Genomic DNA, 26,820 nt, shown 5'->3' on the forward strand with positions numbered 1-26,820 from the left:
CACTGCATAACCATGCAGAATCGGCGGAATGGCCGACGGGATGAAGGTGGCGGTTGCCGGTGCCAGCGGATACGCCGGCGGTGAAATCCTACGCCTGCTGCTCGGGCACCCGGCCTACGCGCACGGGCGCCTGACGATCGGCGCGGTGACCGCGGCCGCCAGCGCCGGCAGCACGCTCGGCGAGCACCACCCGCACCTGACACCGCTGGCCCAGCGCGTGGTCGAACCGACCGACCTCGCCGCGCTCGCCGGCCACGACGTCGTGTTCCTGGCCCTGCCGCACGGCCATTCGGCCGCGCTGGCGCAGCAGCTCGGCCCCGACACGCTGATCATCGACTGCGGCGCCGACTTCCGGCTCACCGACGCTTCCGCCTGGGAGCGGTTCTACGGATCGCCGCACGCCGGCAGCTGGCCGTACGGGCTGCCGGAGTTGCCCGGCGCGCGCGAGCGGTTGCGCGGCGCGCGGCGCATCGCGGTACCGGGCTGCTACCCGACGGCGGCGCTGCTGGCGTTGCTGCCCGCGGTGGCCTCCGACCTCATCGAGCCCGCCGTCACCGTGGTCGCCGTCAGCGGCACCTCCGGGGCCGGCCGCGCCGCCAAGACCGACCTGCTGGGCGCGGAGGTCATCGGCTCGGCGCGGGCCTACAACATCGCCGGGGCGCACCGGCACACCCCCGAGATCGCCCAGGGCCTGGGCGCCGTCACGGGTCGCGACGTCACCGTGTCGTTCACCCCGGTGCTCATCCCGACGTCGCGCGGCATCCTGGCGACATGCACCGCACGCACGCGGGCGCCGCTGCCGCGGCTGCGCGAAGCCTACGAAAAGGCTTACCACGCAGAACCTTTCATCCACCTGCTGCCCGAAGGACAACTGCCCCGCACCGGGGCCGTGATCGGCAGCAACGCGGCGCACATCGCCGTCGCGGTCGACGAGGCGGCGAGCACGTTCGTGGCGATCGCCGCGATCGACAACCTGGTCAAGGGAACGGCCGGAGCCGCCGTGCAATCGATGAACCTGGCGCTGGGTTGGCCGGAAACCGACGGCCTTTCGGTGATCGGGGTGGCGCCGTGACGTCCACCGCGGCCGAGGCGCGGTTGCTGCGCGAACAAGGCGTCACCGCGCCGGCCGGATTCCGGGCCGCCGGCATCGCCGCCGGGATCAAGGCCTCGGGCAATCCCGACCTGGCCCTGGTCCTCAACGAAGGACCCGACTACGCGGCGGCCGGGGTGTTCACCCGCAACAAAATCAAAGCCGCGCCGGTGCTGTGGAGCCAGCAGGTGCTGAGCACCGGCGCGCTGCGCGCGGTGATCCTCAACTCCGGCGGCGCCAACGCCTGCACCGGACCGGGCGGGTTTCAGGACACGCACGCCACCGCGGAAGCCGTCGCGGCCGCGCTGTCGGATTGGGGAACCGAAACCGGCGCCGTCGAGGTCGCGGTGTGCTCGACGGGGTTGATCGGCGACCGGTTGCCGATGGACAAGGTGCTCGCCGGGGTGCGCGCGATCGTGCAGGAGATGGCCGGTGGGCTGTCCGGCGGCGACGAGGCGGCCCAGGCGATCATGACCACCGACACGGTGCCCAAACAGGTTGCGCTGCACCATCCGGGCAACTGGACGGTCGGCGGGATGGCCAAGGGCGCCGGCATGCTCGCGCCGTCGCTGGCCACGATGCTCTGTGTGCTCACCACCGACGCGGCCGTCGACGCCGCGGCCCTGGACTCCGCTCTGCGGAACGCCAGCGCCCGCACCTTCGACCGGCTCGACATCGACGGCGCGTGCTCGACCAACGACACGGTGCTGCTGCTCGCGTCGGGCGCCAGCGAAATCGCCCCCAGCCAGGCCGATCTCGACGAGGCGGTGCTGCGGGTGTGCGATGACCTGTGCGCCCAGCTGCAGGCCGACGCCGAAGGCGTCACCAAGCGGGTCAATGTCACCGTGCAGGGGGCGGCCTCCGAGGACGACGCGCTGGTCGCCGCCCGGACGATCGCCCGCGACTCCCTGGTCAAGACGGCGGTGTTCGGCTCGGATCCCAACTGGGGCCGGGTGCTCGCCGCTGTCGGTATGGCGCCCGTCGCCCTGGACCCCGACCGGATCACCGTGTCGTTCAACGGCTTCGAGGTCTTCGCCGAGGGGGCCGGGGCCCCGGGCGCGCGTGCGGTGGACCTCTCGGGACCCGACATCGACATCACGGTCGATCTGGCGCTCGGCGACGGCCGGGTCACCATCCGGACCACCGACCTGTCCCACGGCTACGTCGAAGAGAATTCGGCCTACAGCTCATGAGCGCCTCAACGGAAGCCCTACCTACCGCGGTTAAGGCGCAGGTGCTCGCCGAAGCCCTGCCCTGGCTCAAGCAGCTGCACGGCAAGGTCGTCGTCATCAAGTACGGCGGCAACGCCATGACCGACGACACGCTGCGGCACGCCTTCGCCGCCGACATGGCTTTCCTGCGCAACTGCGGCGTTCACCCCGTGGTGGTGCACGGCGGCGGCCCCCAGATCAGCGCGATGCTGCGCCGGCTCGCCATCCCCGGGGACTTCAAGGGTGGATTCCGGGTCACCACACCGGAAGTGCTCGACGTGGCGCGGATGGTCTTGTTCGGCCAGGTCGGCCGCGAACTGGTCAACCTGATCAACGCGCACGGACCGTATGCCGTCGGCATCACCGGCGAGGACGCCCAGCTGTTCACCGCGGTGCGGCGCAGCGTCACCGTGGACGGCGTGGCCACCGACATCGGCCTGGTCGGCGATGTCGAACGGGTCAACACCGCCGCGGTGCTGGATCTGATTGCCGCACGGCGTATTCCGGTGGTCTCGACGCTGGCCCCGGATGCCGAAGGCGTGGTGCACAACATCAACGCCGACACCGCCGCGGCGGCGCTGGCCGAAGCGCTGCGCGCCGAAAAGCTATTGATGCTCACCGATGTCGAAGGCCTGTACACCAGCTGGCCGGACCGCGGTTCGCTGGTCAGCGAAATCGACGCCGGCACTTTGTCGCAACTGCTACCCACGCTGGAGGCGGGCATGATTCCCAAAGTCGAGGCGTGCCTGCGGGCGGTGACCGCGGGCGTGCCCAGCGCGCACGTCATCGACGGACGCGTCGAACACTGCGTGCTGGTCGAGCTGTTCACCGATGCGGGCACCGGCACCAAGGTGGTGTGCCTGTGAGCCATACCGACGCCATCAAACAGCGGTGGGAAGCCGTGATGATGAACAACTACGGCACCCCGCCGATGGCCCTGGCCAGCGGGGACGGCGCTGTGGTCACCGACGTGGACGGCAAGGCCTACCTCGACCTGCTCGGCGGGATCGCGGTCAACGTCCTGGGCCATCGCCACCCCGCGATCATCGAGGCCGTCACCCACCAGATGTCGACGCTGGGGCACACCTCCAACCTGTATGCCACCGAACCCGGTGTCGCGCTGGCCGAGCAACTCGTCGCGCTGCTCGGGACCGAGGTGCCCGCGCGGGTGTTCTTCTGCAACTCCGGGGCCGAGGCCAACGAGGTGGCGTTCAAGCTGTCGCGACTCACCGGGCGCACGAAACTGATTGCCGCACAAGAGGCTTTCCACGGCCGAACCATGGGATCGCTGGCGCTGACCGGCCAGCCGAGCAAGCAGGCGCCGTTCGCGCCGCTGCCCGGCGACGTCACGCACGTGCCCTACGGCGACGCGGACGCGCTGGCCGCCGCGGTCGACGATGCCACCGCCGCCGTGTTCTTGGAGCCGATCATGGGGGAGAGCGGCGTCGTCGTCCCGCCCGAGGGATACCTCGTCGCCGCGCGCGACATCACCGCGCGGCACGGGGCGCTGCTGGTGCTCGACGAGGTGCAGACCGGGATGGGCCGCACCGGAACGTTTTTCGCCCACCAGCACGACGGCATCACCCCGGACGTGGTGACGCTGGCCAAGGGGCTCGGCGGCGGACTGCCCATCGGGGCCTGCCTGGCCGTCGGCCCGGCCGCCGACCTGATGACCCCCGGGCTGCACGGCAGCACCTTCGGCGGCAATCCGATCTGCGCGGCGGCGGCGCTCGCGGTGCTGCGGGTGCTGGCCGAGCAGGACCTCGTCCGGCACGCCGAGACGCTGGGCAAGTCGTTGCGCCACGGCATCGAGGCGCATGCCCACCCGCTGATCGACCACGTGCGCGGCCGCGGCCTGCTCTGCGGGGTGGCGCTCACCGCGCCGCGCGCCAAGGACGCCGAAGCGGCCGCACGCCGGGCCGGGTTCCTGGTGAACGCGGCCGCACCCGATGTCCTGCGGCTGGCGCCGCCGCTGATCATCACCGAGGCGCAGATCGACGGCTTCGTCGCGGCGCTGCCGGGCATCCTCGATGAATCCGCCGGAGCCGCCGCATGACGCGCCACTTCCTTCGCGACGACGACCTGTCGCCCACCGAGCAGGCCGAGGTGCTGCAATTGGCCGCCGAACTGAAAAAGGATCCCTTCAGCGCCCGCCCGCTGGAGGGCCCGCGCGGGGTCGCGGTCCTGTTCGACAAGAACTCCACCCGCACCCGGTTCTCGTTCGAGATGGGCATAGCCCAGCTCGGCGGGCACGCCGTCGTCGTCGACGCCCGCAGCACCCAGCTGGGCCGCGACGAAACCCTGGAGGACACCGCGCGGGTGCTGTCGCGCTACGTCGAGGCCATCGTCTGGCGGACGTTCGGCCAGGAGCGCCTCGAGGCCATGGCCGCGACCGCGACGGTGCCGGTGGTCAACGCGCTCTCCGACGAATTCCATCCCTGCCAAATGCTCGCCGATCTGCAGACCATCGCCGAGCGCAAGGGCGCGCTCACCGGGTTGCGGATGACCTATTTCGGTGACGGCGCCAACAACATGGCCCACTCGCTGATGCTCGGTGGCGTCACGGCCGGCCTGCACGTCACCATCGCCGCGCCGGACGGCTTCGCCCCAGACCCGGCGTTCGTGACAGCGGCCCGGCGGCGCGCCGAAGACACCGGCGCCTCGGTCACCGTCACCGCCGACGCCGACGCGGCCGCGCGCGGCGCCGACGTCCTGGTCACCGACACCTGGACGTCGATGGGGCAGGAGGACGACGGGCTGGACCGCCGCACACCGTTTTGGCCCTACCAGATCAACGCCCGGCTGCTGTCCCTGGCAGGCCCGGAAGCGATTGTGCTGCACTGCCTTCCGGCTCACCGCGGCGACGAGATCACCGACGAGGTGATGGACGGCCCGGCCAGCGTGGTCTGGGACGAGGCCGAAAACCGTCTGCACGCCCAAAAGGCCTTGCTGGCATGGCTTTTGGAGCGCCACTCGTGACCCGCTCGAAGACCACGCCCGAAACCACCCGGGCCGGCCGGCAGGCGCGCATCGTGGCCATCCTGTCGTCGGCCGAGGTGCGCAGCCAGAACGAACTGGCCGCGCTGCTGGCCGACGAGGGCATCGACGTCACCCAGGCCACCCTGTCGCGGGACCTGGAAGAGCTGGGCGCGGTGAAGCTGCGCGGCGCCGACGGCGGTGTCGGCGTCTACATGGTTCCCGAGGACGGCAACCCGGTGCGCGGGGTATCCGGCGGCACCGCACGGCTGTCCCGGCTGCTGAGCGAACTGCTGGTGTCGGCCGACGCCAGCGCCAACCTCGCGGTGCTGCGCACCCCGCCCGGCGCCGCCGACTACCTGGCCAGCGCGATCGACCGCGCGGCGCTCCCGTACGTCGTCGGCACCATCGCCGGCGATGACACCGTCTTCGTGGCCGCTCGAGAGCCGATGACCGGCGCCGAGCTGGCCGCCACCCTGGAAAAACTCACGTAAAGCGTTTCAACCTAAGGAGATTTATGTCAGAACGCGTCATCCTGGCGTATTCCGGCGGTCTGGACACCTCGGTGGCCATCAGCTGGATCGGCAAGGAGACCGGCCGTGAGGTCGTAGCGGTGGCGATCGACCTCGGCCAGGGCGGCGAAGACATGGAGGTCATTCGCCAGCGGGCCCTGGACTGCGGCGCGGTGGAAGCCGTCGTCGTCGACGCCCGCGACGAGTTCGCCGACGAGTACTGCCTGCCCACGATCCTGTCCAACGCCCTCTACATGGACCGCTACCCGCTGGTGTCGGCGATCAGCCGGCCGCTGATCGTCAAGCACCTGGTGGCGGCGGCGCGCGAGCACGGCGGCAGCATCGTCGCCCACGGCTGCACCGGCAAGGGCAACGACCAGGTCCGGTTCGAGGTCGGATTCGGTTCGCTGGCACCGGATCTCGAGGTGCTGGCGCCGGTTCGTGATTACGCGTGGACGCGGGAGAAGGCGATCGCGTTCGCCGAAGAGAACGCTATCCCGATCAACGTGACCAAGCGCTCGCCGTTCTCCATCGACCAGAACGTGTGGGGTCGTGCGGTGGAAACGGGTTTCCTGGAACATCTGTGGAACGCGCCGACCAAGGACGTGTACGCCTACACCGAGGACCCCACGCTGAACTGGAGCACGCCCGACGAGGTGATCGTCGGGTTCGAGCGCGGCGTGCCGGTGACGATCGACGGCAAGCGCGTCTCGGTGCTGGGCGCCATCGAGGAACTCAACACCCGCGCGGGCGCCCAGGGCGTCGGCCGCCTCGACGTGGTCGAGGACCGGCTGGTGGGCATCAAGAGCCGCGAGATCTACGAGGCGCCCGGCGCCATGGTGCTCATCACCGCGCACACCGAGCTCGAACACGTCACGCTGGAGCGGGAATTGGGCCGGTTCAAGCGGCACACCGATCAGCGTTGGGCCGAGCTGGTGTACGACGGGTTGTGGTACTCGCCGCTCAAGGACGCCCTCGAGAGCTTCGTCGCCAAGACCCAGGAGCACGTCTCGGGTGAGGTGCGCATGGTGTTGCACGGCGGCCACATCGCGGTCAACGGCCGGCGCAGCGCCGAATCCCTGTACGACTTCAACCTGGCCACCTACGACGAGGGCGACAGCTTCGACCAGTCGGCCGCAAAGGGTTTCGTCTACGTGCACGGGCTGTCGTCGAAGATCGCGTCCCGCCGGGACCAACAGTGACCGTCTCTCCGCGAGGCGCGAGAACGTGAGCACTCGCGAGGGGTCGCTGTGGGGTGGGCGGTTCGCCGACGGCCCGGCGGATGCGCTGGCCGCGCTGAGCAAGTCCACCCACTTCGACTGGGTGCTGGCCCCCTACGACATCGTCGCCTCGCGGGCGCACACCGTGATCCTGTTCCGGGCCGGGCTGCTGAACGAAGAGCAGCGCGACGGGTTGCTGGCCGGCCTGGACCAGCTCGCCTCGGACGTCGCCGACGGCAGCTTCGCGCCGCTGGTCACCGACGAAGACGTGCACGGGGCGCTGGAACGCGGGCTGATCGACCGGGTCGGACCCGACCTCGGCGGCCGCCTGCGCGCCGGCCGGTCGCGCAACGACCAGGTGGCCACGCTGTTCCGGATGTGGCTGCGCGACGCGGTGCGCCGGGTCGCCGCCGGGGCGCTGGACGTCGTCGCCGCGCTGGCCGCCCAAGCCGCCGCCCACCCCGGCGCCATCATGCCGGGTAAGACCCATCTGCAGTCCGCGCAGCCGGTGCTGTTGGCCCACCACCTGCTGGCGCACGCCCACCCGCTGCTGCGCGACGTCGACCGGATCGTCGACTTCGACAGGCGCGCCGGGGTGTCCCCGTACGGCTCGGGCGCGCTGGCCGGCTCGTCGCTGGGCCTGGATCCCGACGCGATCGCGGCGGAGCTCGGTTTCACCGCCGCGGCCGACAACTCGATCGACGCGACGGCCGCCCGGGATTTCGCCGCGGAGGCCGCGTTCGTGTTCGCCATGATCGGTGTCGACCTGTCCCGCCTGGCCGAGGACGTCATCCTGTGGAGCTCGACGGAATTCGGCTACGTCACCCTGCACGATTCGTGGTCGACCGGCAGCTCGATCATGCCGCAGAAGAAGAACCCCGACATCGCCGAGCTCGCGCGGGGCAAGTCCGGCCGGCTGATCGGGAACCTGACCGGCCTGCTGGCCACGCTGAAGGCCCAGCCGCTCGCCTACAACCGCGACCTGCAGGAAGACAAGGAACCGGTGTTCGATTCCGTCGCCCAGCTGGAACTGGTGTTGCCGGCGATGGCCGGGCTGCTGCGCAGCCTGACCTTCGACGTCGAGCGGATGGCCGCCCTGGCCCCGGCCGGCTACACGCTGGCCACCGACATCGCCGAATGGCTGGTGCGACAGGGGGTGCCGTTCCGCTCCGCGCACGAGGCCGCCGGGGCCGCGGTGCGCGCCGCGGAGCGGCGGGCCGTCGGACTCGACGAGCTGACCGACGACGAATTGGCCGCCATCAGCCCCGATCTCACGCCACAGGTCCGTGAGGTGCTGACGATCGAGGGCTCGGTGTCGTCGCGCGACGCGCGAGGCGGCACCGCGCCGGATCGGGTCGCCGAGCAGATCGAAGCCGTCCTGGCCAGCGCCGATAGGCTCAAAAGCCAGCTGCGCGACGACGATTGAGATGGGCTTGTTTTCCCTGACGGGCCGTGACAGGCAGACTAGACTTCGGCCTCACAGCGATCGGCTTGAACATTTGGGGCCGGGTCCTCGTCATCAAGGGGTGGAAGAACGATGAGCGTCGTCGCCGGCGTCTTCGGTGCGTTGCCGCCGCACCGATACTCGCAGCGCGAGCTCACCGACTTCTTCGTGAGCATCCCGGAGTTCGAGGGCTACGAAGACATCGTCCGGCAGCTGCATGCCAGCTCCAAGGTCGGCAGCCGCCACCTGGTGCTGCCGCTGGAGCAGTACCCCGCGCTGACCGACTTCGGCACGGCGAACCGGATCTTCACCGAGCACGCCGTGAAACTGGGCTGCGAAGCGCTGTCCGGCGCCCTCGACGAGGCGGGGCTGCGGCCGCGGGACGTCGACGTGCTCATCACCACCACCGTCACCGGCCTCAGCGTGCCCTCCGTGGACGCCCGGATCGCCGCGCAACTCGGCCTGCGCGACGACGTGCGCCGGGTGCCGCTGTTCGGCCTCGGGTGTGTCGCCGGCGCCGCGGGCGTGGCCCGCGTGAACGACTATCTGCGCGGCGCACCCGACGCCGTGGCCGCCCTGATCTCCGTCGAGCTCTGCTCGCTGACCTATCCCGGCTACACCCCGTCGCTGGCCGGCCTGGTCGGCAGCGCCCTGTTCGCCGACGGCGCCGCGGCGGTGGTGGCCGTCGGCGAGCGGCGTGCCGAACAACTGGCGCCGAGCGGGCCCACCATCCTCGACTCGCGCAGCCACCTGTACCCCGACTCGCTGCGCACCATGGGCTTCGACGTGGGCGCCACCGGCTTCGAGCTGGTGCTGTCCAAGGACGTCGCGGCCGTCGTCGAGCAGTACATCGAAGCCGATGTCACGCAGTTCCTCGCCGCGCACGGCTTGACCACGGGCGACATCGGCGCCTTCGTGAGCCACCCCGGCGGCCCCAAGGTCATCGAGGCCATCAACTCTGCACTCGGCCTGCCGCCGGAGGCACTCGAACTGACCTGGCGTTCGCTCGGCGAGATCGGCAACCTCTCGTCGGCGTCGGTGTTGCATGTGCTGCGCGACACCATGGCCAAGCCGCCGGCGAGTGGAAGCCCCGGCCTGATGCTCGCGATGGGTCCAGGGTTCTGTTCCGAATTGGTGTTGTTGCGTTGGCACTGATTTTGGCCCGTGCACTTCTACCGCAAGGCGTCGCTTCTTGGGCTTGAAAGTTTGGCGAGGGGATGCGGGCCGGCGTGGGACAGGCCCGTCGCGGGAGTATCGCTGTGAGTGACACGAGAGGCCGCCTTCGATGAACGGCAACACCGAAGAGCTGATCAAGGCTCTTCGCCAATCGCTGAAAGAAACCGAGCGGCTCAAGCGCGAGAACCGCGAATATCTTGGCTTGTTAGCCGAACGAGCGACCGAACCGGTGGCGGTGGTCGGCATGGGCTGCCGGTACCCGGGCGGCGTGGACTCACCGGAGGCGTTGTGGCAGATGGTGGTCGACGGCCGCGATGTGGTCTCGGAGTTCCCGGCGGACCGTGGCTGGAACTTGACGGGTTTGTTCGATGCGGATCCCGATGCCGTGGGCAAGTCCTACGCGCGGTGCGGCGGGTTCCTCTCGGACGTCGCGGATTTCGACGCGGCGTTCTTCGGGATAGCCCCCAGCGAGGCGCTGGCCATGGACCCGCAACAGCGGCTGCTGCTCGAGGTGTCCTGGGAGGCGCTGGAGCGGGCCGGCATCGACCCCGCCACCCTGCGCGGGTCGGCGACCGGCGTGTTCGCCGGGATATTCCACGGCTCCTACGGGGGGCAGGGACGGGTCCCGGGACACCTGGAGCGATACGGCCTGCGCGGCTCGACTTTGAGCGTGGCCTCGGGCCGGGTGGCCTATTCGCTGGGGTTCGAGGGGCCGGCCGTGTCGGTGGACACGGCGTGTTCGTCGTCGCTGGTGGCCCTGCACTTGGCGGCGCAGTCGTTGCGTGGCGGCGAATGCGATCTGGCGCTGGCCGGCGGAGTGACGGTGATGGCCACACCGGCGATGTTCATCGAGTTCAGCCGGCAACGCGCCCTGGCCGCCGACGGCCGGTGCAAGGCCTATGCGGGTGCCGCCGACGGCACCGGGTTCTCCGAAGGCGTCGGTGTGCTGGTGCTGGAGCGGCTGTCCGACGCCCGGCGGCACGGGCATCCGGTACTGGCCGTGATACGCGGGTCCGCGGTGAATCAGGACGGCGCGTCCAACGGCCTGGCGACGCCCAACGGGCCGTCGCAGCAACGGGTGATCCGGGCGGCGCTGGCCGATGCGCGGCTGGGCACGGCCGACGTCGATCTGGTCGAGGGCCACGGCACCGGCACCACGCTCGGCGATCCCATTGAGGCCCAAGCGGTGCTGGCGACCTACGGGCAGGACCGTCCGGCGGATCGGCCGCTGCGGCTGGGATCGATCAAATCGAACATGGGCCATACCTCGGCGGCCGCGGGTGCCGGCGGGGTGATCAAGATGGTGCAGGCGATCCGCCACGGCGTGATGCCCAAGACGCTGCACGTGGATGAGCCGACGCCGCACGTGGATTGGACCGCCGGGGCGGTGTCGCTGCTGACGGAGCAGCTGCCCTGGCCGGCGGTGGACCGGCCGCGCCGCGCGGGTGTCTCCTCGTTCGGCATCAGCGGCACCAATGCGCACGTCATCGTGGAGCAGTATGTCCCGGAGCGGGAAATCGGCACGCGCCCAAATGATGACGTGGTGGTGCCGTGGGTGCTCTCGGCCCGCTCGGGCGAGGCGCTGGCGAATCAGGCCGCGCGCCTGCTGGCCCGGGTGAAGGCCGATCCCGGGGTGCGGGTGTTGGACGTGGGCTGGTCGCTGATCGCGACGCGGTCGAGCTTCGAGCACCGGGCGGTCGTCGTGGGCGCCGACGGCGCGCAGTTGCTGCGTGGGCTGACGGCGTTGGCGGGCGGTGAACAGGGTGCGGGCCTGGTGACGGGCCGGGCGCAGCCGGTGGGCAAGACGGTGTTCGTGTTCCCCGGCCAAGGGTCGCAGTGGGCCGGCATGGGCGCTCAATTGCTGGACAGTTCAACGGTGTTCGCCGAGCACCTGCGGCGCTGCGCTGACGCGCTGTCCGACTACGTCGACTGGTCGCTGATCGACGTGATCCGCGGTGCCCCGGGCGCACCCGGATTGGACCGGGTGGACGTGGTGCAGCCGGCGCTGTGGGCGGTGATGGTGTCGCTGGCCGAACTGTGGCGCTCGGTGGGAGTGGTCCCCGATGCGGTGATCGGCCATTCGCAGGGCGAGATCGCGGCGGCTTATGTGGCGGGGGCGCTGTCGCTTCAGGACGCCGCCCGGGTGGTCGCGCTGCGCAGCCGGCTGCTGGTGCGGTTGTCGGGCCGCGGCGGCATGGTCTCGTTGGCGTGCAGTCTGGCGCGCGCCGAGCAGCTGATCGCCGGTTGGGGCGAACGACTGAATATCGCGACAGTCAACGGTGTTGCGGCGGTGGTGGTGTCCGGCGAGGTGGACGCACTGGGCGAACTGATGCAACGGTGCGAAGCCGAGAATCTCCGTGCCCGCCGGATCGACGTCGACTACGCATCGCATTCCGCGCAGGTGGACGCGATTCGCGAGCCCCTCGCCGAGGCGCTGCACGGCCTCGAGCCGCGGTCCGCCGCGGTCGCCTTCTTCTCCACGGTCACCGGCGAACCGATGGACACCGCGCGCCTGGACGCCGACTACTGGTTCCAAAGCATCAGGCGCACCGTGCAATTCGAGCGCGCGGTGCGCAGCGCGTGCGACGCGGGCAATAGCACGTTCATCGAATGCAGCCCGCATCCGGTGCTGATGGCCGCCATCGAAGAAACCACGCCCGACGGCGAGCGGGGGTGCGTCATCCCCTCACTCGGCCGCGATGACGGTGGCCTGGACCGCTTCTGGCTCTCGGTCGCCCAAGCCCACGTCGCGGGCGTGGCCGTGGACTGGCGCGCCGCGATGGCCGGCCTGGGTGGCCGGGTCGTCGACCTGCCGACGTATGGGTTTGTCCGCCAACACTTTTGGCTTCCCGGTGGTGCGACGGGCTCGCAAGACGTCACCACCTTGGGGCTGGCCGCCGCCGAGCACGGATTGCTCGGCGCCGTGGTACCGCGGCCCGATTCCGGCGGTGTGGTGCTGACGGGCCGGTTGTCGACGGCGGACCATCCGTGGCTGGCCGATCACGCGGTGGGCGAGACCGTGTTGTTCCCGGGGGCCGGATTCGTCGAGTTGGCCATCCGCGCGGGCGACGAGGTCGGCGCCGCGGTGCTCGACGAGCTGACCCTGTCGGCTCCGCTGCTGTTGCCGGCCGCCGAGGGTGTGCGGGTACAACTGGTGGTCGGCGCGGCCGACGAGTCGGGCGCGCGGCGGTTGTCGGTGTATTCCGCTGGCGCCCAGCCGGATTCGGACTGGGTGTTGCATGCCCAGGGGGCGTTGCGGCCCGGCACGGTGACGCCGGCCGCGGAGCTTTCGGTATGGCCGCCCGCCGGGGCGACCGCGGTGGACGTCGCCGGGGCCTATGCGCGGCTGGCGCAGCGGGGCTACGGATACGGCGACGCCTTCAAGGGTCTGCGGGCCGTGTGGCGGCGCGGCGAGGAGGTCTTCGCCGAAGTCGCGGTGCCCGAGGCCGGCGCCCAGGACGGCGGCTTCGGAGTGCACCCCGTGCTCCTGGATGCCGCGCTGCATGCGGTCGGCGTCGCCACCGAGCAGGATCAGACCGTGTTGCCGTTCTCGTGGCAGGGTGTGTCGTTGCACGCATCGGGTGCGTCGCGCGCGCGGGTCCGCATCGCACCGGCCGGCGCCGGCTCGGTCTCGGTGGAATTGGCCGACGGGACAGGGCTCCCGGTGCTGACCGTGCGATCGCTGGCCATGCGTCCGGTCTCGGCCGAGCAGTTGACGGCGGCTCCCGCGCAGCGCTTCGAGGGATTGTTCGACGTGACGTGGTCGCCGATCGCGCTGGGCGGCGGCGCCGGTGGCGCCGAGGCCTCGGTGTGGGAACTCGGCGATCACGGGGGCGACGTCGTGAAGGCGGTGCACGCCGCGGCCACCGAGATATTGGCGGCGCTGCAGTCTCATGTGCGCGACGAAAGCGGCGCGATGCTGGCCGTGCGGACGCGCGGCGCGGTCGCCCTTGCCGGGGAGGATGTTTCGGATCTGGCCGGCGCCGCGGTGTGGGGCCTGGTGCGCTCCGCGCAAGCCGAGCACCCGGGGCGGATGGTGCTGATCGACTCCGACGGCTCGATCGACGCCCGCGCGGTGATCGATTGTGGCGAGCCGCAAGTCGTGATCCGGCAGGGTGTGGCGTATGCGGCTCGGTTGCGCCCGGTGCGCTCCGCCGTCGGGCTGCCCGACGCGGTCTGGCGGCTGGATGCCGGCGGGGAGGGAACGCTGGAGGATCTGGTCGTAAGCTCTTGCCCGCGAACCGAATTGACCGGCGGGCAGGTGCGGGTGGCGGTGGCCGCGGTCGGGGTGAACTTCCGGGATGTCCTGGTGGCTCTGGGCATGTACCCGGGGGGCGGGCAGCTGGGGGCCGAGGGCTCCGGCGTGGTCGTCGAGGCGGGGCCCGGCGTGACCGGTCTGGCCGTCGGCGACGCGGTGATGGGCTTGCTGGGGGTCGTCGGTTCCGAGGCGGTGGTGGATCAGCGGGTGGTGACACCGGTGCCGCCGGGACTGTCGCTGGTCGCGGCGGCGGGGGTGCCGGTGGTCTTCCTGACGGCGCTGTACGGGCTGTCGGTCCTGGGCGAGCTGCGCGCCGGCGAACGGGTCCTGGTGCACACCGCCACCGGCGGGGTGGGCATGGCCGCGGTACAGCTCGCAAGGCACTGGGGCGCCGAGGTGTTCGTCACCGCCAGCCGCGGCAAGTGGGACACACTGCGCGCGATGGGTTTCGAGGACGACCACATCGGCGATTCGCGCACGACGGATTTCGAGGCGAAATTCGCGTCGGCCACCGGCGGCGCCGGGTTCGACGTCGTGCTCAACTCCCTGGCCGGCGAGCTCACCGACGCGTCGCTGCGGCTGTTGGCTCCCGGCGGCCGATTCATCGAGATGGGTAAGACCGACGTGCGCGATCCGCACGCCGTCGCCGCCCAGTATCGGGGCGCGCGGTATCGGGCGTTCGACCTGATGGAGGCCGGCCCCGAGCGCACGGCGGCCATGCTGACCGAGATCGTGGAACTGTTGGGCGAAGGCGTCGTGAAACCGTTGCCGTTGAAGACCTTTGACGTTCGCTGCGCCTCGGCGTCCTATCGATATGTCAGCCAGGCGCGTCACATCGGCAAGGTCGCGCTGACCGTCCCGTCGGGGCCAGGCGCAGCGCTCAGCGGCTGCGGTGGCGGGCTGGCGGGGGCCAGCGTGGTGATCACCGGTGGCACCGGAATGGCCGGTTCGGCGCTGGCCCGCCACCTCGTTGACCGCTACGGGGTGGCCCACGTGGTGTTGGTCAGCCGCGCCGGCGCCGGGGCCGCCGGGGTCGCCGAACTGGTGGCCGAACTGCGGGAGGCCGGCGCGCAGGTGTCGGTGGTGGCCTGCGATGTCGCGGACCGCGAAGCGGCGTCGGCGATGCTGGCCGAGATACCGGCGCAGTATCCGCTGCGCGGAATCGTGCATGCCGCGGGCATTCTCGACGATGGGTTGATCTCGTCGCTGACCCCGGATCGGGTGGACGCGGTGCTGCGCGCCAAGGTCGACGGGGCCTGGAACCTGCACGAGCTCACCCGGCACCTGGATCTCTCGGCGTTCGTGGTGTTTTCGTCGATGGCCGGGATCGTGGGGACCCCGGGCCAGGCCAACTACGCGGCGGCCAACAGTTTCCTCGATGGGCTGGCCGCCTACCGGCGCGCCCACGGACTTCCGGGACTGTCGCTGGCCTGGGGCCTGTGGGAGCAGGCCTCCGCGATGACCGCGCACCTCGGCGATCGCGACAAGGCCCGGATGAGCAGGATCGGGTTGGCACCGCTGTCCACCGAACAGGCGCTGGCGGCCTTCGACGCCGCGATGCTGGTCGACAGGCCGGTGCTGGTTGCCGCCCGGGTGGACCGGGCCGCCCTGGCCGAGAACGCCGCCGCGCTGCCTGGACTGCTGCGGGAACTCGTGGCCGCGCCGGCCCGGCGCGTCATCGACGACACGGACGTCACCGCCTCGACGAGCGGGCTATCGGCGCGTCTGCACGGCCTGACTCCCGAGGCACGGCAGCGCGAGCTGGTCGACCTGGTTTGCGGCAACGCGGCGATGGTGCTGGGCGTGCCCAATCCGGCGGACATCGACGCCGGCCGCGCCTTCCAGGAATTGGGGTTTGATTCACTGACCGCGGTCGAACTGCGGAACCGCCTCAAAAACGCGACGGGCCTTACCCTTTCACCGACTTTGATATTCGACTACCCGACGCCTGCCGTGCTGGCGACGCAGCTGGACACCCAACTGGCCGGCACCGCCGGCGCCGTCGATCAGCCGAGCCTGAGTCGCTTCAACGACATAACCCGGGAACTGCAGGCGCTGCTCGGCGCCCCGAACTGGACCGCCGACGACAAGTCGGTGCTGCGCGCCCGCATTCACAACCTGCTCGCCGCGCTCGGCCCGGACGATCATTCCGACGCCGAACACCTCGACGACGACCTCGCCGCCGCCACCGAAAGCCAACTCTTTGCGATCCTCGATGAAGAACTCGGCCGCTGACACCCCACAAGGAGCAACGATGCCGGGCACCACGCAGCACGTCGACTACCTGAAACGCCTCACGGCGGATCTCAGGCGGACCCGGCGGCGCGTCGCGGAATTGGAAGACCGGCTTTCCGAGCCCGTCGCCGTGGTGGGCATGGCGTGCCGCTACGCCGGTGGCGTCCAATCGCCAGAAGACTTGTGGCAACTGGTGCTCGAGGGCCGCGACACGGTGTCGGATTTCCCCGCCGACCGTGGCTGGGACGTCGAGGGGTTGTACGACCCCGACCCCGATAGCAAGGGGAAGATGTACACCCGCCAGGGCAGCTTCCTGCAGGGCGCGGGCGACTTCGACGCCGGTTTCTTCGGCATCGGGCCCAGCGAGGCGCTCGCCATGGATCCCCAGCAGCGGGTGATGCTGGAGATCTGCTGGGAAGCGTTGGAGCGCGCGGGCATTGACCCGTTCGCGTTGCGGGGCTCGGCGACCGGGGTGTTCGCGGGGGTCATTCACGCCGGCTATGGCGGCGAGGTGAAGGGAGAGCTCGAGGGCTACGGGCTGACCGGTTCGACGCTGAGCGTGACCTCGGGCCGGGTGTCCTATGTGTTGGGCCTGGAAGGCCCGGCCGTGTCGGTGGACACCGCGTGTTCGTCGTCGTTGGTCTCCATGCATCTGGCCGCGCAGTCGCTGCGGTCCGGGGAGTGCGATTTGGCGCTGGCCGGCGGGGTGACCGTCATGGCCACGCCCGCGGCCTTCGTCGAGTTCAGCCGCCAGCGCGCGCTGGCCCCCGACGGTCGCTGCAAGGTGTACGCCGGTGCGGCGGACGGGACTTCGTGGTCGGAGGGCGCGGGTGTGCTGGTGCTGGAACGGCTGGCCGACGCGCGGCGCCTTGGCCATCCCGTCTTGGCCGTGCTGCGCGGCACGGCGGTGAATCAGGACGGCGCGTCCAACGGGTTGACCGCTCCCAACGGGCCCTCACAGCAGCGGGTGATCCGGGCGGCGCTGGCCAACGCCGGACTGGCGGCGGCGGACGTGGATGCGGTCGAGGGCCACGGAACCGGAACGGTGCTCGGGGATCCCATCGAGGCCCAGGCCCTGCTGGCGACCTACGGGCAGGAACGTCCCGCGGACCGGCCGCTGTGGTTGGGCTCGATCAAATCCAACATCGGGCACACCTCGGCCGCGGCGGGTGTGGCCGGGGTGATCAAGATGGTGCAGGCGATCCGGCACGGGGTGCTGCCCAAGACGCTGCACGTGGATATCCCGTCACCGCACGTGGATTGGTCGGCCGGGGCGGTGTCGCTGTTGACCGAGCCGCGGCCGTGGCCGGAGCACGGCGGGATACGGCGGGCGGGCGTGTCGTCGTTCGGGATCAGCGGCACCAACGCGCACGTGATCGTCGAGCAAGCGCCTTCCGAACCGGTCCCGGAGCCTGCGCCTGACGATGCGAATCCGGTTATCCCGTGGGTGATTTCGGCGCGCTCGCCCGAAGCCCTTGCCGGTCAGGCGCAGCGACTGCTGGATCGGCTCGACGCCGATGCGGGCGTGCGGCCGGTCGACGTGGGTGTGTCGCTGGCGACCACCCGGGCGGCCTTCGAGCATCGGGCGGTGCTGCTGGGCGCCGACCGCGAGACCCTGGCGGCGGGGTTGGCGGGGCTGGCGTCCGGGCGGCCGGACGCGGGCGCGCTGGTCGGCCGGACTCGGTCGGTGGGCCAGCGGGTGTTCGTGTTCCCGGGCCAGGGCTCGCAGTCGCTCGGGATGGGCGCCGAGCTGTACGGGCGATTTCCCGTATTCGCCCGCGCTTTCGACGAAGCCGTCGCGGCGGTCGACGCCCATGCGCGGTTACCCCTGCGCGAGGTGATGTGGGGCAGCGACCCGGAGTTGTTGCAGAGCACCGAGTTTGCCCAGCCGGCGTTGTTCGTCCTGGAAGTCGCGTTGGCCGCGTTGTGGCAGTCCTTCGGTGTGACACCGGACGTGGTGATCGGCCATTCGGTCGGCGAGATCGCCGCGGCGCACGTGGCCGGGGCGCTGTCGCTGCCCGATGCGGCACGGCTGGTGGCGGCGCGCGGCCGGTTGATGGCCGCGCTGCCCGCCGGCGGCGTGATGGTCGCGGTGACCGCGACGGAAGCGGAGGTGGCCCCGTTGCTCAACGGCGCGGTGAGCATCGCCGCGGTGAACGGCCCGCGATCGCTGGTGCTCTCCGGCGAAAAATCCGCGGTGACGGCGATCGCGGACCGGCTGGCGGCCGCCGGCGCCAGGGTGCACCGGCTGGCGGTCTCGCACGCGTTTCACTCGCCGCTGATGGAGCCGATGACGCGGGACTTCGCGGCGGTGGCCGACGGCGTGGCGGCGGGCGAGCCGCGAATCGCGTTGGTGTCCAACCTGACCGGGCAGCTGGCCGGCCCCGGCTACGGGTCCACCGGGTACTGGGTCGACCACGTGCGCCAGCCGGTGCGATTCGTCGACGGGGTGCGGGTGGCCGAATCCCTGGGTGCCGGTGTCTTCCTGGAGGTGGGTCCGGGCGCGGCGTTGACGTCCGCGGTGGAGCAATCCCTGACGACCGACCGCGCGGCCTCGGTGGTGACCATGGCCAAGGGGCGCCCCGAAGTGGAGTCGCTGCTGCGGGCGGCCGGCCAGCTGTTCACGGCCGGGACCGAGGTGCGGTGGGCCGCGGCCTTCGCCGACTCCAACGCCCGGCGCGTCGAGCTGCCGACGTATGCCTTTGTGCGGCGCCACTTTTGGCTATCCAGCGATTCGGTGGGCTCGGCCAACATCGCCAGCCTGGGTTTGGCCGAGGCCGAGCACGCGCTGTTGGGCGCGGTGGTGGACCGCCCGGATTCCGGCGGCGTGGTGTTGACGGGCCGGCTTTCGCTGGCCGCTCAGCCGTGGCTGGCCGACCACGCGGTCGCCGGCACGGTGCTGTTTCCGGGGGCCGGCTTCGTCGAGTTGGCGTTGCGGGCCGGCGACGAGGCCGGCTGCTCGGTGATCGAGGAGTTGACGCTGTCCGCGCCGCTGTCGGTGCCGGCGGCCGGTGTGGTGCACCTCCAGGTGGTCGTAGCCGCCGCCGGCGAGGCCGGAACGCGTTCGGTCGCGGTGTATTCGCGTGCCGCGCAATCCGATTGGGTGCTGCACGCCGAAGGCGTGCTGAGCGACGGTGCACCCGCGCCGGGCGCCGACCTGTCGGTGTGGCCGCCGCCGGGTGCGGACCCGGTGGATGTGACCGGTGCGTACGACGGCCTGGCCGCCCGGGGCTACGGATATGGACCCGCCTTTCGGGGGTTGCGGGCCGTCTGGCGAAGGGGGACCGAGACTTTCGCCGAGGTGGAGCTGTCGCACCAGGCCGGAGTGTCGACCGGTGGCTTCGGCATCCATCCGGTGGTGCTGGATGCGGCGCTGCACGCGCTGGGAGTGTCCGACGCGCAGGTCGAGACAGTGTTGCCGTTCTCGTGGCAGCAAGTGAGTTTGAATGCGGCCGGCGCATCGCGGGTTCGGGTCAGGCTGGCGCAGGTCGGTTCGGGTGCCGTGTCGGTCGAGCTGGCCGACTCGTCCGGGCTGCCCGTCTTGTCGGTGGGCGCGCTGGTGACGCGCCCCGTGTCGGCCGATCAGCTGACCGCGGCCGTGGCGGCCCGCTCCGGCAGCGGGGAACTGCTCGAGGTGGTGTGGTCGCCGGTCCCGCTGCCCGGCGACGACCTTGGGGAGAAGTTCACCGTCTGGGAGCTACCGGCCACGGGCTCGGGCACGGTGCGCTCCGTCTACGCCGCGACCCACCAGGCACTGGGCGCGCTGCAACCCTGGCTGACAGGTGAGGCGGCCGGCGTCCTGGCGGTGGTGACCCGCGGGGCGGTGAGCCTGACGGGCGAGGACGTCGCGGACCTGGCCGGCGCCGCGGTGTGGGGGCTGACGCGGTCCGCCCAGGCCGAGAACCCGGGCCGCGTCGTGTTGGTCGACACCGACGGCACACTCGATGTCGCAACGGTGATCGGTTGTGGTGAGCCGCAATTGATGGTGCGCGCGGGTGTGGCCTACAGCGCCCGGCTGAAACCGGCCGACCGGCGACCCCTGCTGCAGCTGCCCGACCCGCCGTCGGTGTGGCGGCTGGCCGCCGGCGACGCCGGAACGCTCGAGGATCTGGCGGTGCAGGAGACCGGGCCGGCGCCGTTGCAGGCCGGTCAGGTGCGGGTGGCGGTCGGCGCGGCCGGGGTGAACTTCCGCGACGTGCTGGTGGCGCTGAACATGTACCCGGGGGCCGCGCAGCTGGGCGCCGAGGGCGCGGGAATCGTCACCGAACTCGGCGCGGGCGTGACGGATGTGGCCGTCGGGGACGCGGTCATGGGGATCTTCGGGCTGGCCGGCTCCGAGGCAGTGGTGGATCGCCGCTTGGTGACCCGGGCGCCGCAGGGCTGGTCGACGGCTCAGGCCGCGGCCGTGCCGGTGGTGTTCTTGACGGCCTATTACGGGCTGTCGGTGCTGGCGGGCTTGCGGGCAGGGCAGCGAGTTCTGGTGCACGCCGCCACCGGCGGCGTGGGCATGGCGGCGGTGCAGCTGGCCCGGCACTGGGGCGCGGAGGTGTTCGCGACCGCCAGCCAGGGTAAGTGGGACACGTTGCGCGCCATGGGATTCGACGATGCGCACATCGCCGATTCCCGGACGCTGGATTTCGAACAGAAATTCGCCGCCGGCGTGGACGTGGTGCTCAACTCCCTGGCCGGGGAGTTCAACGACGCGTCGCTGCGTCTGCTGGGGCCCGGCGGGCGCTTCATCGAGATGGGCAAGACCGATCTGCGTGACCCGGATGCCGTCGCATCGGCGCACCCCGGGGTGATGTATCGCGCGTTCGATCTGATGGAGGCCGGCCCGGACCGCATCGCCGAGATGCTGGCGGAATTGATGGGGCTGTTCGCGGCGGGTGTCCTGGCGCCGTTGCCCGTCAAGGTTTTCGACGCCCGCAGCGCCGCCGACGCCTACCGGTTCGTCAGCCAGGCCCGCCACATCGGCAAGGTCGTGCTCACCATGCCGGACGGGCCCGCCGGGCTGGCCGGCGGCACCGCGCTGATCACCGGCGGCACCGGCATGGCGGGTTCTGCGGTGGCGCGGCACCTCGTCGGGCGGCACCGGGTGCCCCACGTGATGCTGGTCAGCCGCAGCGGTGAACGCGCCGACGGCATCTCCGGGCTCGCCGCCGAATTGCGCGAGGCGGGAGCCTCGGTGGCGGTAGTGGCGTGCGATGTCGGCGACCGCGACGCCGTCGCGGCGTTGCTGGCACAAGTGCCGGAACGATACCCGCTGCGGTCGGTGTTCCACGCGGCCGGCGTGCTCGACGACGCGGTGATCGCGTCGCTGACGCCCGCGCGCATCGACACGGTGTTGCGGGCCAAAGTGGATGGCGCCTGGAACCTGCACGAGCTCACCAAAGAGCTGGATTTGTCTGCGTTCGTGGCGTTTTCGTCGATGGCGGGCATCGTGGGCGCGCCGGGCCAAGCCAATTACGCCGCGGCCAACAGCTTCCTCGACGCGCTGGCGGCGCATCGCCGCGCCCACGGCCTGCCGGGCCTGTCGGTGGCGTGGGGGATGTGGGAGGAGACCTCCACGATGACCCGACACCTCGGTGAGCGTGACAAGGCCAGGATGACCCGGGCCGGTCTGAGCGCGTTGTCCACTCGGCAGGCGCTGGACCTGCTGGACGCTGCGCTGCTGACCGAACACCCCATGGTGGTGGGCACCCGACTGGACAGGGGAGCGCTGGCCCACCACAGCGACACGCTGCCGCCGTTGCTGAGCCAGTTGGCCGCCCGGCCGGCGCGTCGCGTCCTGGAACACACCGACATGGTGTCCCTGACGGGCCTGCGGGCGCGCCTGGAGGGCATGACCCCCGAACAGCGGCACAGCGAATTGGTCGAACTGGTCTGCAGCAACGCGGCCGCGGTACTGGGCCACAGCACCGCGGACGTCAACGCCGACGATGCGTTCGGCGACCTCGGCTTTGACTCGCTGACCGCCGTCGAACTGCGCAACCGGCTGAAAATCGCCACCGGGCTTACCCTTTCGCCCACGCTGATCTTCGACCAGCCCACGCCGGGCGCGCTTGCCGAACACCTCGAGACCCAGCTGGCCACCAGTGCCCCGGAAGGGGCGACTGTCACGACGCCCGATCGCATGACCCGCTTCAACGACATCGCCCGAGAGCTGCAGGCGCTGCTCAACCAGGCCGATCTGAGTCCCGGCGACAAGGCGCAGGTCATCGCCCGGCTGGAAGGCCTGTTGGGCGGCGTGGCGGTGGCGTCACCCGCGCCGCTCCTGCCGGCCCCCGAGGACGCGTTCGACGACGACATCTCCACCGCCACCGAGAGCCAGCTTTTCGCAATCCTCGACGATGAAGTCGGCCCCTGATCTTGCCATCGACAGACGTAGCGATCATCGGGCTGGCATGCAGGTTCCCCGCCGCGGCGAGCCCCGGCGCGTTCTGGCGCCTGATCCGCGACGGGCGGGAGGCCACTGAATTCAGCGGTGACCCCGGCGGATTCGACGCCGACTTCTTCAATGTGTCACCGCGCGAGGCGTGCGCGATGGATCCCCGCCAACGCCTGGCCCTCGAACTGAGCTGGGAGCTGTTCGAAGACGCCTTCCTGCTGCCGGAACTGGTTCGGGGAGAGCCGGTTTCGGTGTACCTCGGGGCGATGACGGATGACTATGCCGCGCTGACGCTGCGCGACCTCGCCGACAACCTGGACCACCACACCTTCACCGGGATCAGCCGGGCGATGATCGCCAACCGCATCTCGTATGCCTTCGGGTTGCAGGGGCCCAGCATGACCGTCGATTCCGGCCAGTCGTCATCTCTGGTGGCGGTGCACCTCGGCTGCGAAAGCGTGGCCTCCGGTCAGTCGACGCTGGCGATCGCGGGCGGGGTCCACCTCAACCTGGCCGACGAAATCACCATGCTGGAACGGGAATTCGGTGCGGTGTCGGCGTCGGGCCACACCTATGCGTTCGATCGGCGCGCCGACGGCTACGTGCGGGGTGAAGGCGGCGGGCTGGTGCTGCTGAAGCCCTTGCCGGCGGCGCTGCAGGACGGTGACCGCATCCGCGCGGTCATTCGCGGCAGCGCCGTCGTCAATGCCGGACACAGCGCGACCGCCCAGACCGTGCCGTCGGCGCGCAGCGAAGCCGACGTGATCCGGCGCGCGCTCGCCGATGCCGGCCTGCGCGGCAGCGACATCGACTACATCGAGGCCCACGGCACGGGGACGAAGGTCGGCGACGCGGTCGAAGCTCAGGCGCTGGGGGAGATCTTCGCCGAGCGCGCCCACGATCGGGTGCCGGTGGGATCGGTGAAGACCAACACCGGCCACGCCGGAGCCGCCGCGGGAATCGCGGGCCTGCTCAAGGCCGTACTGGCGATCGAACATGGCGCCATCCCACCCAGCCTCAACTACGCCGAGTCCCAGGGTGACCTCAATGGTTTTGGGCTGCAGGTCAACACCGCGCTGACGCCGTGGCCGCCGGCGGACCATCCACGGCGAGCCGGGGTGTCCTCGTTCGGAATGGGCGGCACCAACGCGCACCTCGTCCTCGAGCAGCCCCCCGTCCAGCAGAAATCGGGCCGACCCGAACCGCCGGCGGACGCAGGCGGGGCGTTGCCGTGGGTGCTGTCGGCCCGCTCCGAGCAGGCGCTGGCCAACCAGGCGCAACGGTTGTCGGCCCATGTCGCCGAACGGCCTGATCTGAGCCCCCTCGACATCGCCTGGTCGTTGGTCAGCAACCGGACGGCCTTCGAGCACCGCGCGGTGGTAGTCGGCGACGACCGCCCCACGCTGGCAAGGGGTTTGGCGGCCCTCGCGGCGGGCGAGTCATCGCCGGATGTGGCGGTGGGTCGCGAGACGCCGTCGGGCAAGACCGTCTTCGTGTTCCCGGGCCAGGGGTCGCAGTGGTTGGGAATGGGACGACAGCTCTATGACCGGTTCGACGTGTTCGCCCGGGCCTTCGACGAGGCTGTCGCCGCGGTGGACGCCCATCTGCGGCTGCCGCTTCGTGAGGTGATGTGGGGAGCGGACCCGGAGTTGTTGCGCAGCACCGAGTTTGCCCAGCCGGCGTTGTTCGTGCTCGGAATCGCGCTGACGGCGTTGTGGCGGTCGGTCGGCATAGCGCCGGATGTGGTGATGGGCCACTCGGTCGGCGAGATCGCCGCGGCATGTGTGGCCGGCGTGCTGTCGCTCGCGGATGCCGCGCGCATGGTGGCGGCGCGGGGACGGTTGATGGCGGGGCTGCCCGCCGGCGGGGTGATGGTGGCCGTCGGCGCCGGTGAGGCCGAGGTGGCTGGGTTGCTGACCGACGAGGTGAGCATCGCCGCGGTCAACGGTCCCAACGCGGTGGTGCTTTCGGGCGCGCAGGCGCCGGTGGAAGCGGTGGCGGACCGGCTCGCCCGCGAGGGCCGGCGCGTGCATCGGCTGGCCGTGTCGCACGCGTTTCATTCGGCCCTGATGCGGCCCATGGTGGCGGAATTCTCCGCGGCGGTGGCCGGCATCGAGGTGGCGGCGCCGCGAATCGGGTTGGTGTCCAACGTGACCGGGCGGCTGGCGGACGCCGGGTATGGGTCGCCGCAGTACTGGGCGGCGCATGTCGGTCAGCCGGTGCGCTTTTTCGAGGGCGTACGCGCCGCCGAGGCGGCCGGCGCCGAACTCTTCGTGGAACTGGGTCCAGGCGCCTCGCTCACCGCGGCGGTGGACCAATCGCTGAGCGCCGAGCGCGCCCTGTCGCTGCCGACGATGGCCAAGGACCGGCCTGAGACGGAATCGCTGATGCGCGCGGTCGGCCAGTTGTTCACCCGCGGCCTCGATCCGAACTGGGCGGCCCTGTTCGCCGGGCGCAACGCGCGACGGGTCGAGTTGCCGACGTATGGCTTTGCGCGGCAGAGGTTTTGGCTGGGCGCCGGTGCGGCGGGGAGTTCGCCGGCCACGTCCACCCGAACACCCGACCTGGCGCACCGGCTGCACGGACTGGCGCCCGACGACCAGCACCGGCTGCTGGTGGAGCTGGTTTGCGAGCATGCGGCGGCGGTGTCGGGGCATCCGGGCGGCGACGCCATCGACTCCGATCGCGCATTCGGCGACCTCGGCTTCGATTCGATGGTCGGGGTCGAGCTGCGCAACCGCCTCACCGGCCATACCGGCCTGGCTTTGTCGCGAACGCTGATCTTCGATTACCCGACGCCGGCAGCGCTGGCCGACCATCTTCGCCGGCAGCTGCTGCATGACGAGGCGGGCGAATCGGAGGAGGAGAAGATCTGGTCGGCGGTGCGCAGGATTCCGGTGCGCGAGCTTCGCAGAACCGGATTGCTCGAAAAACTGCTATTGCTCGCCGGCGCCCCGGAAACTGCCGTCCCCGACGGAAATGTAAGTGCCGACGAGATCGACTCGTTGAGCCCCGAGGCATTAATCGCGATGGCGCTCAGCCCGGCGGACGAGGATGACGCCGAATGACGAATTCTGCTCTGGCGGATATGATTACGCGGACCCAAGATCAGCTTGATCAGACACGTGTTGAATACGCGAGTCTTTGCGCCACCAAACGGAACCGCATAAACTTCCTCGCATTAAGAGGTCCTTTTCCGCTGGGCAATCAAGAGGGTAGAAGATGAGCGTCATCGCGGGTGTATTCGGCGCGTTGCCGCCACATCGGTATAGCCAACGTGAAATCACCGACGCGCTAGTCGAATTGCCCGCGTTGAAGGAGCATGAAGGCGTCGTCCGGCGCCTGCACGCGGCCGCCAGGGTCAACGGGCGCCACTTCGTGCTGCCCCTCGAGCGGTACGGCGAGTTGACCGATTTCGACGCGACCAACGAGATCTTCATCGACAAAGCCGTGGATTTGGGCTGCGACGCACTGCTGGGCGCTCTCGACGAGGCCGGGCTACAACCGCACGACATCGACATGATCGCCACCACGACGGTCACCGGCATCGCGGTCCCGTCGCTCGACGCCCGGATCGTCGGGCGGCTCGGCCTGCGGGCGGACGTGCGCCGGGCCCCGCTGTTCGGGCTGGGCTGCGCGGCCGGCGCGGCGGGCGTCGGACGGCTGCACGATTACCTGCGGGGTGCGCCCGACGGCGTCGCCGCCCTGCTGTCGGTCGAGCTGTGTTCGCTCACCTTTCCGACGGTCAGGCCGACCGTGTCCGGACTGGTCGGGACGGCCATGTTCGGTGACGGCGCCGCGGCCGTGGTCGCAGTCGGCGACCGTCGCGCCGAGCGGCTGAATTCCGCAGGGCCGGACGTCGTGGATTCGCGCAGCCGTCTGTACCCCGAATCGCTGCACATCATGGGCTGGAACATCGGCGCGGACGGCATGCAACTGACGATGTCGCCCGAACTGCCGGACATCATCGACCGTTACCTGGCCGACGACGTGAACGGTTTCCTCGCCCAACATGGCCTGACCAAGGACGACATCGGCGCCTGGGTGACCCACCCGGGCGGCCCCAAGGTGATCACCACGATCGCCAAGAGCCTCGAACTGCCGCCCGACGCGCAGGAATTGACCTGGCGCTCGCTCGGGGAGGTCGCCAACCTGTCCTCGGCCTCGGTGCTGCACATCCTGCGCGACACCATGGCCAAGCCGCCGCCCGGCGGCAGCCCCGGGCTCATGCTCGCGATGGGTCCCGGCTTCGGCTCCGAACTGGTGTTGCTGCGCTGGCACTGAATTCGCTAATCGACTCGCGAAATCCC

At 70.7% G+C, this 26,820-nt stretch carries 12 protein-coding genes and 1 pseudogene; all 13 read left to right on the top strand.

Annotation, left to right across the window (positions count from 1 at the left end):
- Window positions 1-12: 12 nt before the first annotated feature.
- The 13 genes and pseudogenes from argC to AC5Y7E_RS12765 all read left to right on the top strand — a co-directional run bounded on the left by argC (window position 13) and on the right by AC5Y7E_RS12765 (window position 26,794).
- A pseudogene (argC, locus tag AC5Y7E_RS12705) lies at window positions 13-1,072 on the top strand (N-acetyl-gamma-glutamyl-phosphate reductase).
- On the top strand, window positions 1,069-2,283 hold the full coding sequence (gene argJ, locus AC5Y7E_RS12710) for a bifunctional glutamate N-acetyltransferase/amino-acid acetyltransferase ArgJ (protein WP_499949229.1): 1,215 nt from the start codon (window positions 1,069-1,071) through the stop codon (window positions 2,281-2,283). Before argC ends, argJ begins: the two are co-directional and overlap by 4 nt.
- Window positions 2,280-3,167, top strand: coding sequence for an acetylglutamate kinase (argB, locus tag AC5Y7E_RS12715; protein ID WP_499949231.1), 888 nt, complete (start codon window positions 2,280-2,282; stop codon window positions 3,165-3,167). Before argJ ends, argB begins: the two co-directional genes overlap by 4 nt.
- Window positions 3,164-4,357, top strand: coding sequence for an acetylornithine transaminase (locus tag AC5Y7E_RS12720; protein WP_499949232.1), 1,194 nt, complete (start codon window positions 3,164-3,166; stop codon window positions 4,355-4,357). The genes argB and AC5Y7E_RS12720 overlap by 4 nt, the downstream gene beginning before the upstream one ends.
- Window positions 4,354-5,280 (top strand): ornithine carbamoyltransferase, encoded by a 927-nt coding sequence (argF, locus tag AC5Y7E_RS12725; protein ID WP_499949234.1) that lies wholly within the window; start codon window positions 4,354-4,356, stop codon window positions 5,278-5,280. Before AC5Y7E_RS12720 ends, argF begins: the two co-directional genes overlap by 4 nt.
- A complete protein-coding gene (locus AC5Y7E_RS12730; protein ID WP_499921785.1) occupies window positions 5,256-5,771 on the top strand; it encodes an arginine repressor in 516 nt (171 codons plus the stop codon). The genes argF and AC5Y7E_RS12730 overlap by 25 nt, the downstream gene beginning before the upstream one ends.
- Window positions 5,772-5,794: 23 nt before the next feature.
- Complete coding sequence (locus AC5Y7E_RS12735; RefSeq protein WP_499949235.1) at window positions 5,795-6,991, top strand: argininosuccinate synthase; 1,197 nt, start codon at window positions 5,795-5,797, stop codon at window positions 6,989-6,991.
- A gap of 25 nt (window positions 6,992-7,016) precedes the next feature.
- The gene (gene argH, locus AC5Y7E_RS12740) at window positions 7,017-8,435 is read left to right on the top strand and encodes an argininosuccinate lyase (RefSeq protein ID WP_499949236.1); all 1,419 of its coding nucleotides are present in this window, start codon (window positions 7,017-7,019) and stop codon (window positions 8,433-8,435) included.
- Between the two features lie 111 nt (window positions 8,436-8,546).
- Window positions 8,547-9,608: a type III polyketide synthase gene (locus tag AC5Y7E_RS12745; protein WP_499949238.1), complete on the top strand. Its 1,062-nt coding sequence runs from the start codon at window positions 8,547-8,549 to the stop codon at window positions 9,606-9,608.
- A gap of 130 nt (window positions 9,609-9,738) precedes the next feature.
- Complete coding sequence (locus tag AC5Y7E_RS12750) at window positions 9,739-16,122, top strand: SDR family NAD(P)-dependent oxidoreductase (RefSeq protein ID WP_499949240.1); 6,384 nt, start codon at window positions 9,739-9,741, stop codon at window positions 16,120-16,122.
- 19 nt (window positions 16,123-16,141) lie between these two features.
- Window positions 16,142-22,489, top strand: coding sequence for an SDR family NAD(P)-dependent oxidoreductase (locus tag AC5Y7E_RS12755; RefSeq protein ID WP_499949242.1), 6,348 nt, complete (start codon window positions 16,142-16,144; stop codon window positions 22,487-22,489).
- A 2-nt stretch (window positions 22,490-22,491) separates the two neighbouring features.
- Window positions 22,492-25,578, top strand: a complete 3,087-nt coding sequence (locus tag AC5Y7E_RS12760) for a type I polyketide synthase (protein WP_499949243.1) — start codon at window positions 22,492-22,494, stop codon at window positions 25,576-25,578.
- Window positions 25,579-25,732: 154 nt separating this feature from the next.
- A complete protein-coding gene (locus AC5Y7E_RS12765; RefSeq protein WP_499949244.1) occupies window positions 25,733-26,794 on the top strand; it encodes a type III polyketide synthase in 1,062 nt (353 codons plus the stop codon).
- The last annotated feature ends 26 nt before the right edge of the window (window positions 26,795-26,820 follow it).

The sequence above is a fragment of the Mycobacterium sp. NGS17 genome, from assembly GCF_059813205.1.

What these genes read in the sequence shown, in the direction of transcription:
- AC5Y7E_RS12755 (WP_499949242.1), top strand. Translation starts at nt 16,142, where the DNA reads ATGCCGGGCACCACGCAGCACGTCGACTACCTGAAACGCCTCACGGCG.
- AC5Y7E_RS12735 (WP_499949235.1), top strand. Translation starts at nt 5,795, where the DNA reads ATGTCAGAACGCGTCATCCTGGCGTATTCCGGCGGTCTGGACACCTCG.
- AC5Y7E_RS12765 (WP_499949244.1), top strand. Translation starts at nt 25,733, where the DNA reads ATGAGCGTCATCGCGGGTGTATTCGGCGCGTTGCCGCCACATCGGTAT.
- AC5Y7E_RS12750 (WP_499949240.1), top strand. Translation starts at nt 9,739, where the DNA reads ATGAACGGCAACACCGAAGAGCTGATCAAGGCTCTTCGCCAATCGCTG.
- AC5Y7E_RS12745 (WP_499949238.1), top strand. Translation starts at nt 8,547, where the DNA reads ATGAGCGTCGTCGCCGGCGTCTTCGGTGCGTTGCCGCCGCACCGATAC.
- AC5Y7E_RS12730 (WP_499921785.1), top strand. Translation starts at nt 5,256, where the DNA reads ATGGCTTTTGGAGCGCCACTCGTGACCCGCTCGAAGACCACGCCCGAA.
- argB (WP_499949231.1), top strand. Translation starts at nt 2,280, where the DNA reads ATGAGCGCCTCAACGGAAGCCCTACCTACCGCGGTTAAGGCGCAGGTG.
- argF (WP_499949234.1), top strand. Translation starts at nt 4,354, where the DNA reads ATGACGCGCCACTTCCTTCGCGACGACGACCTGTCGCCCACCGAGCAG.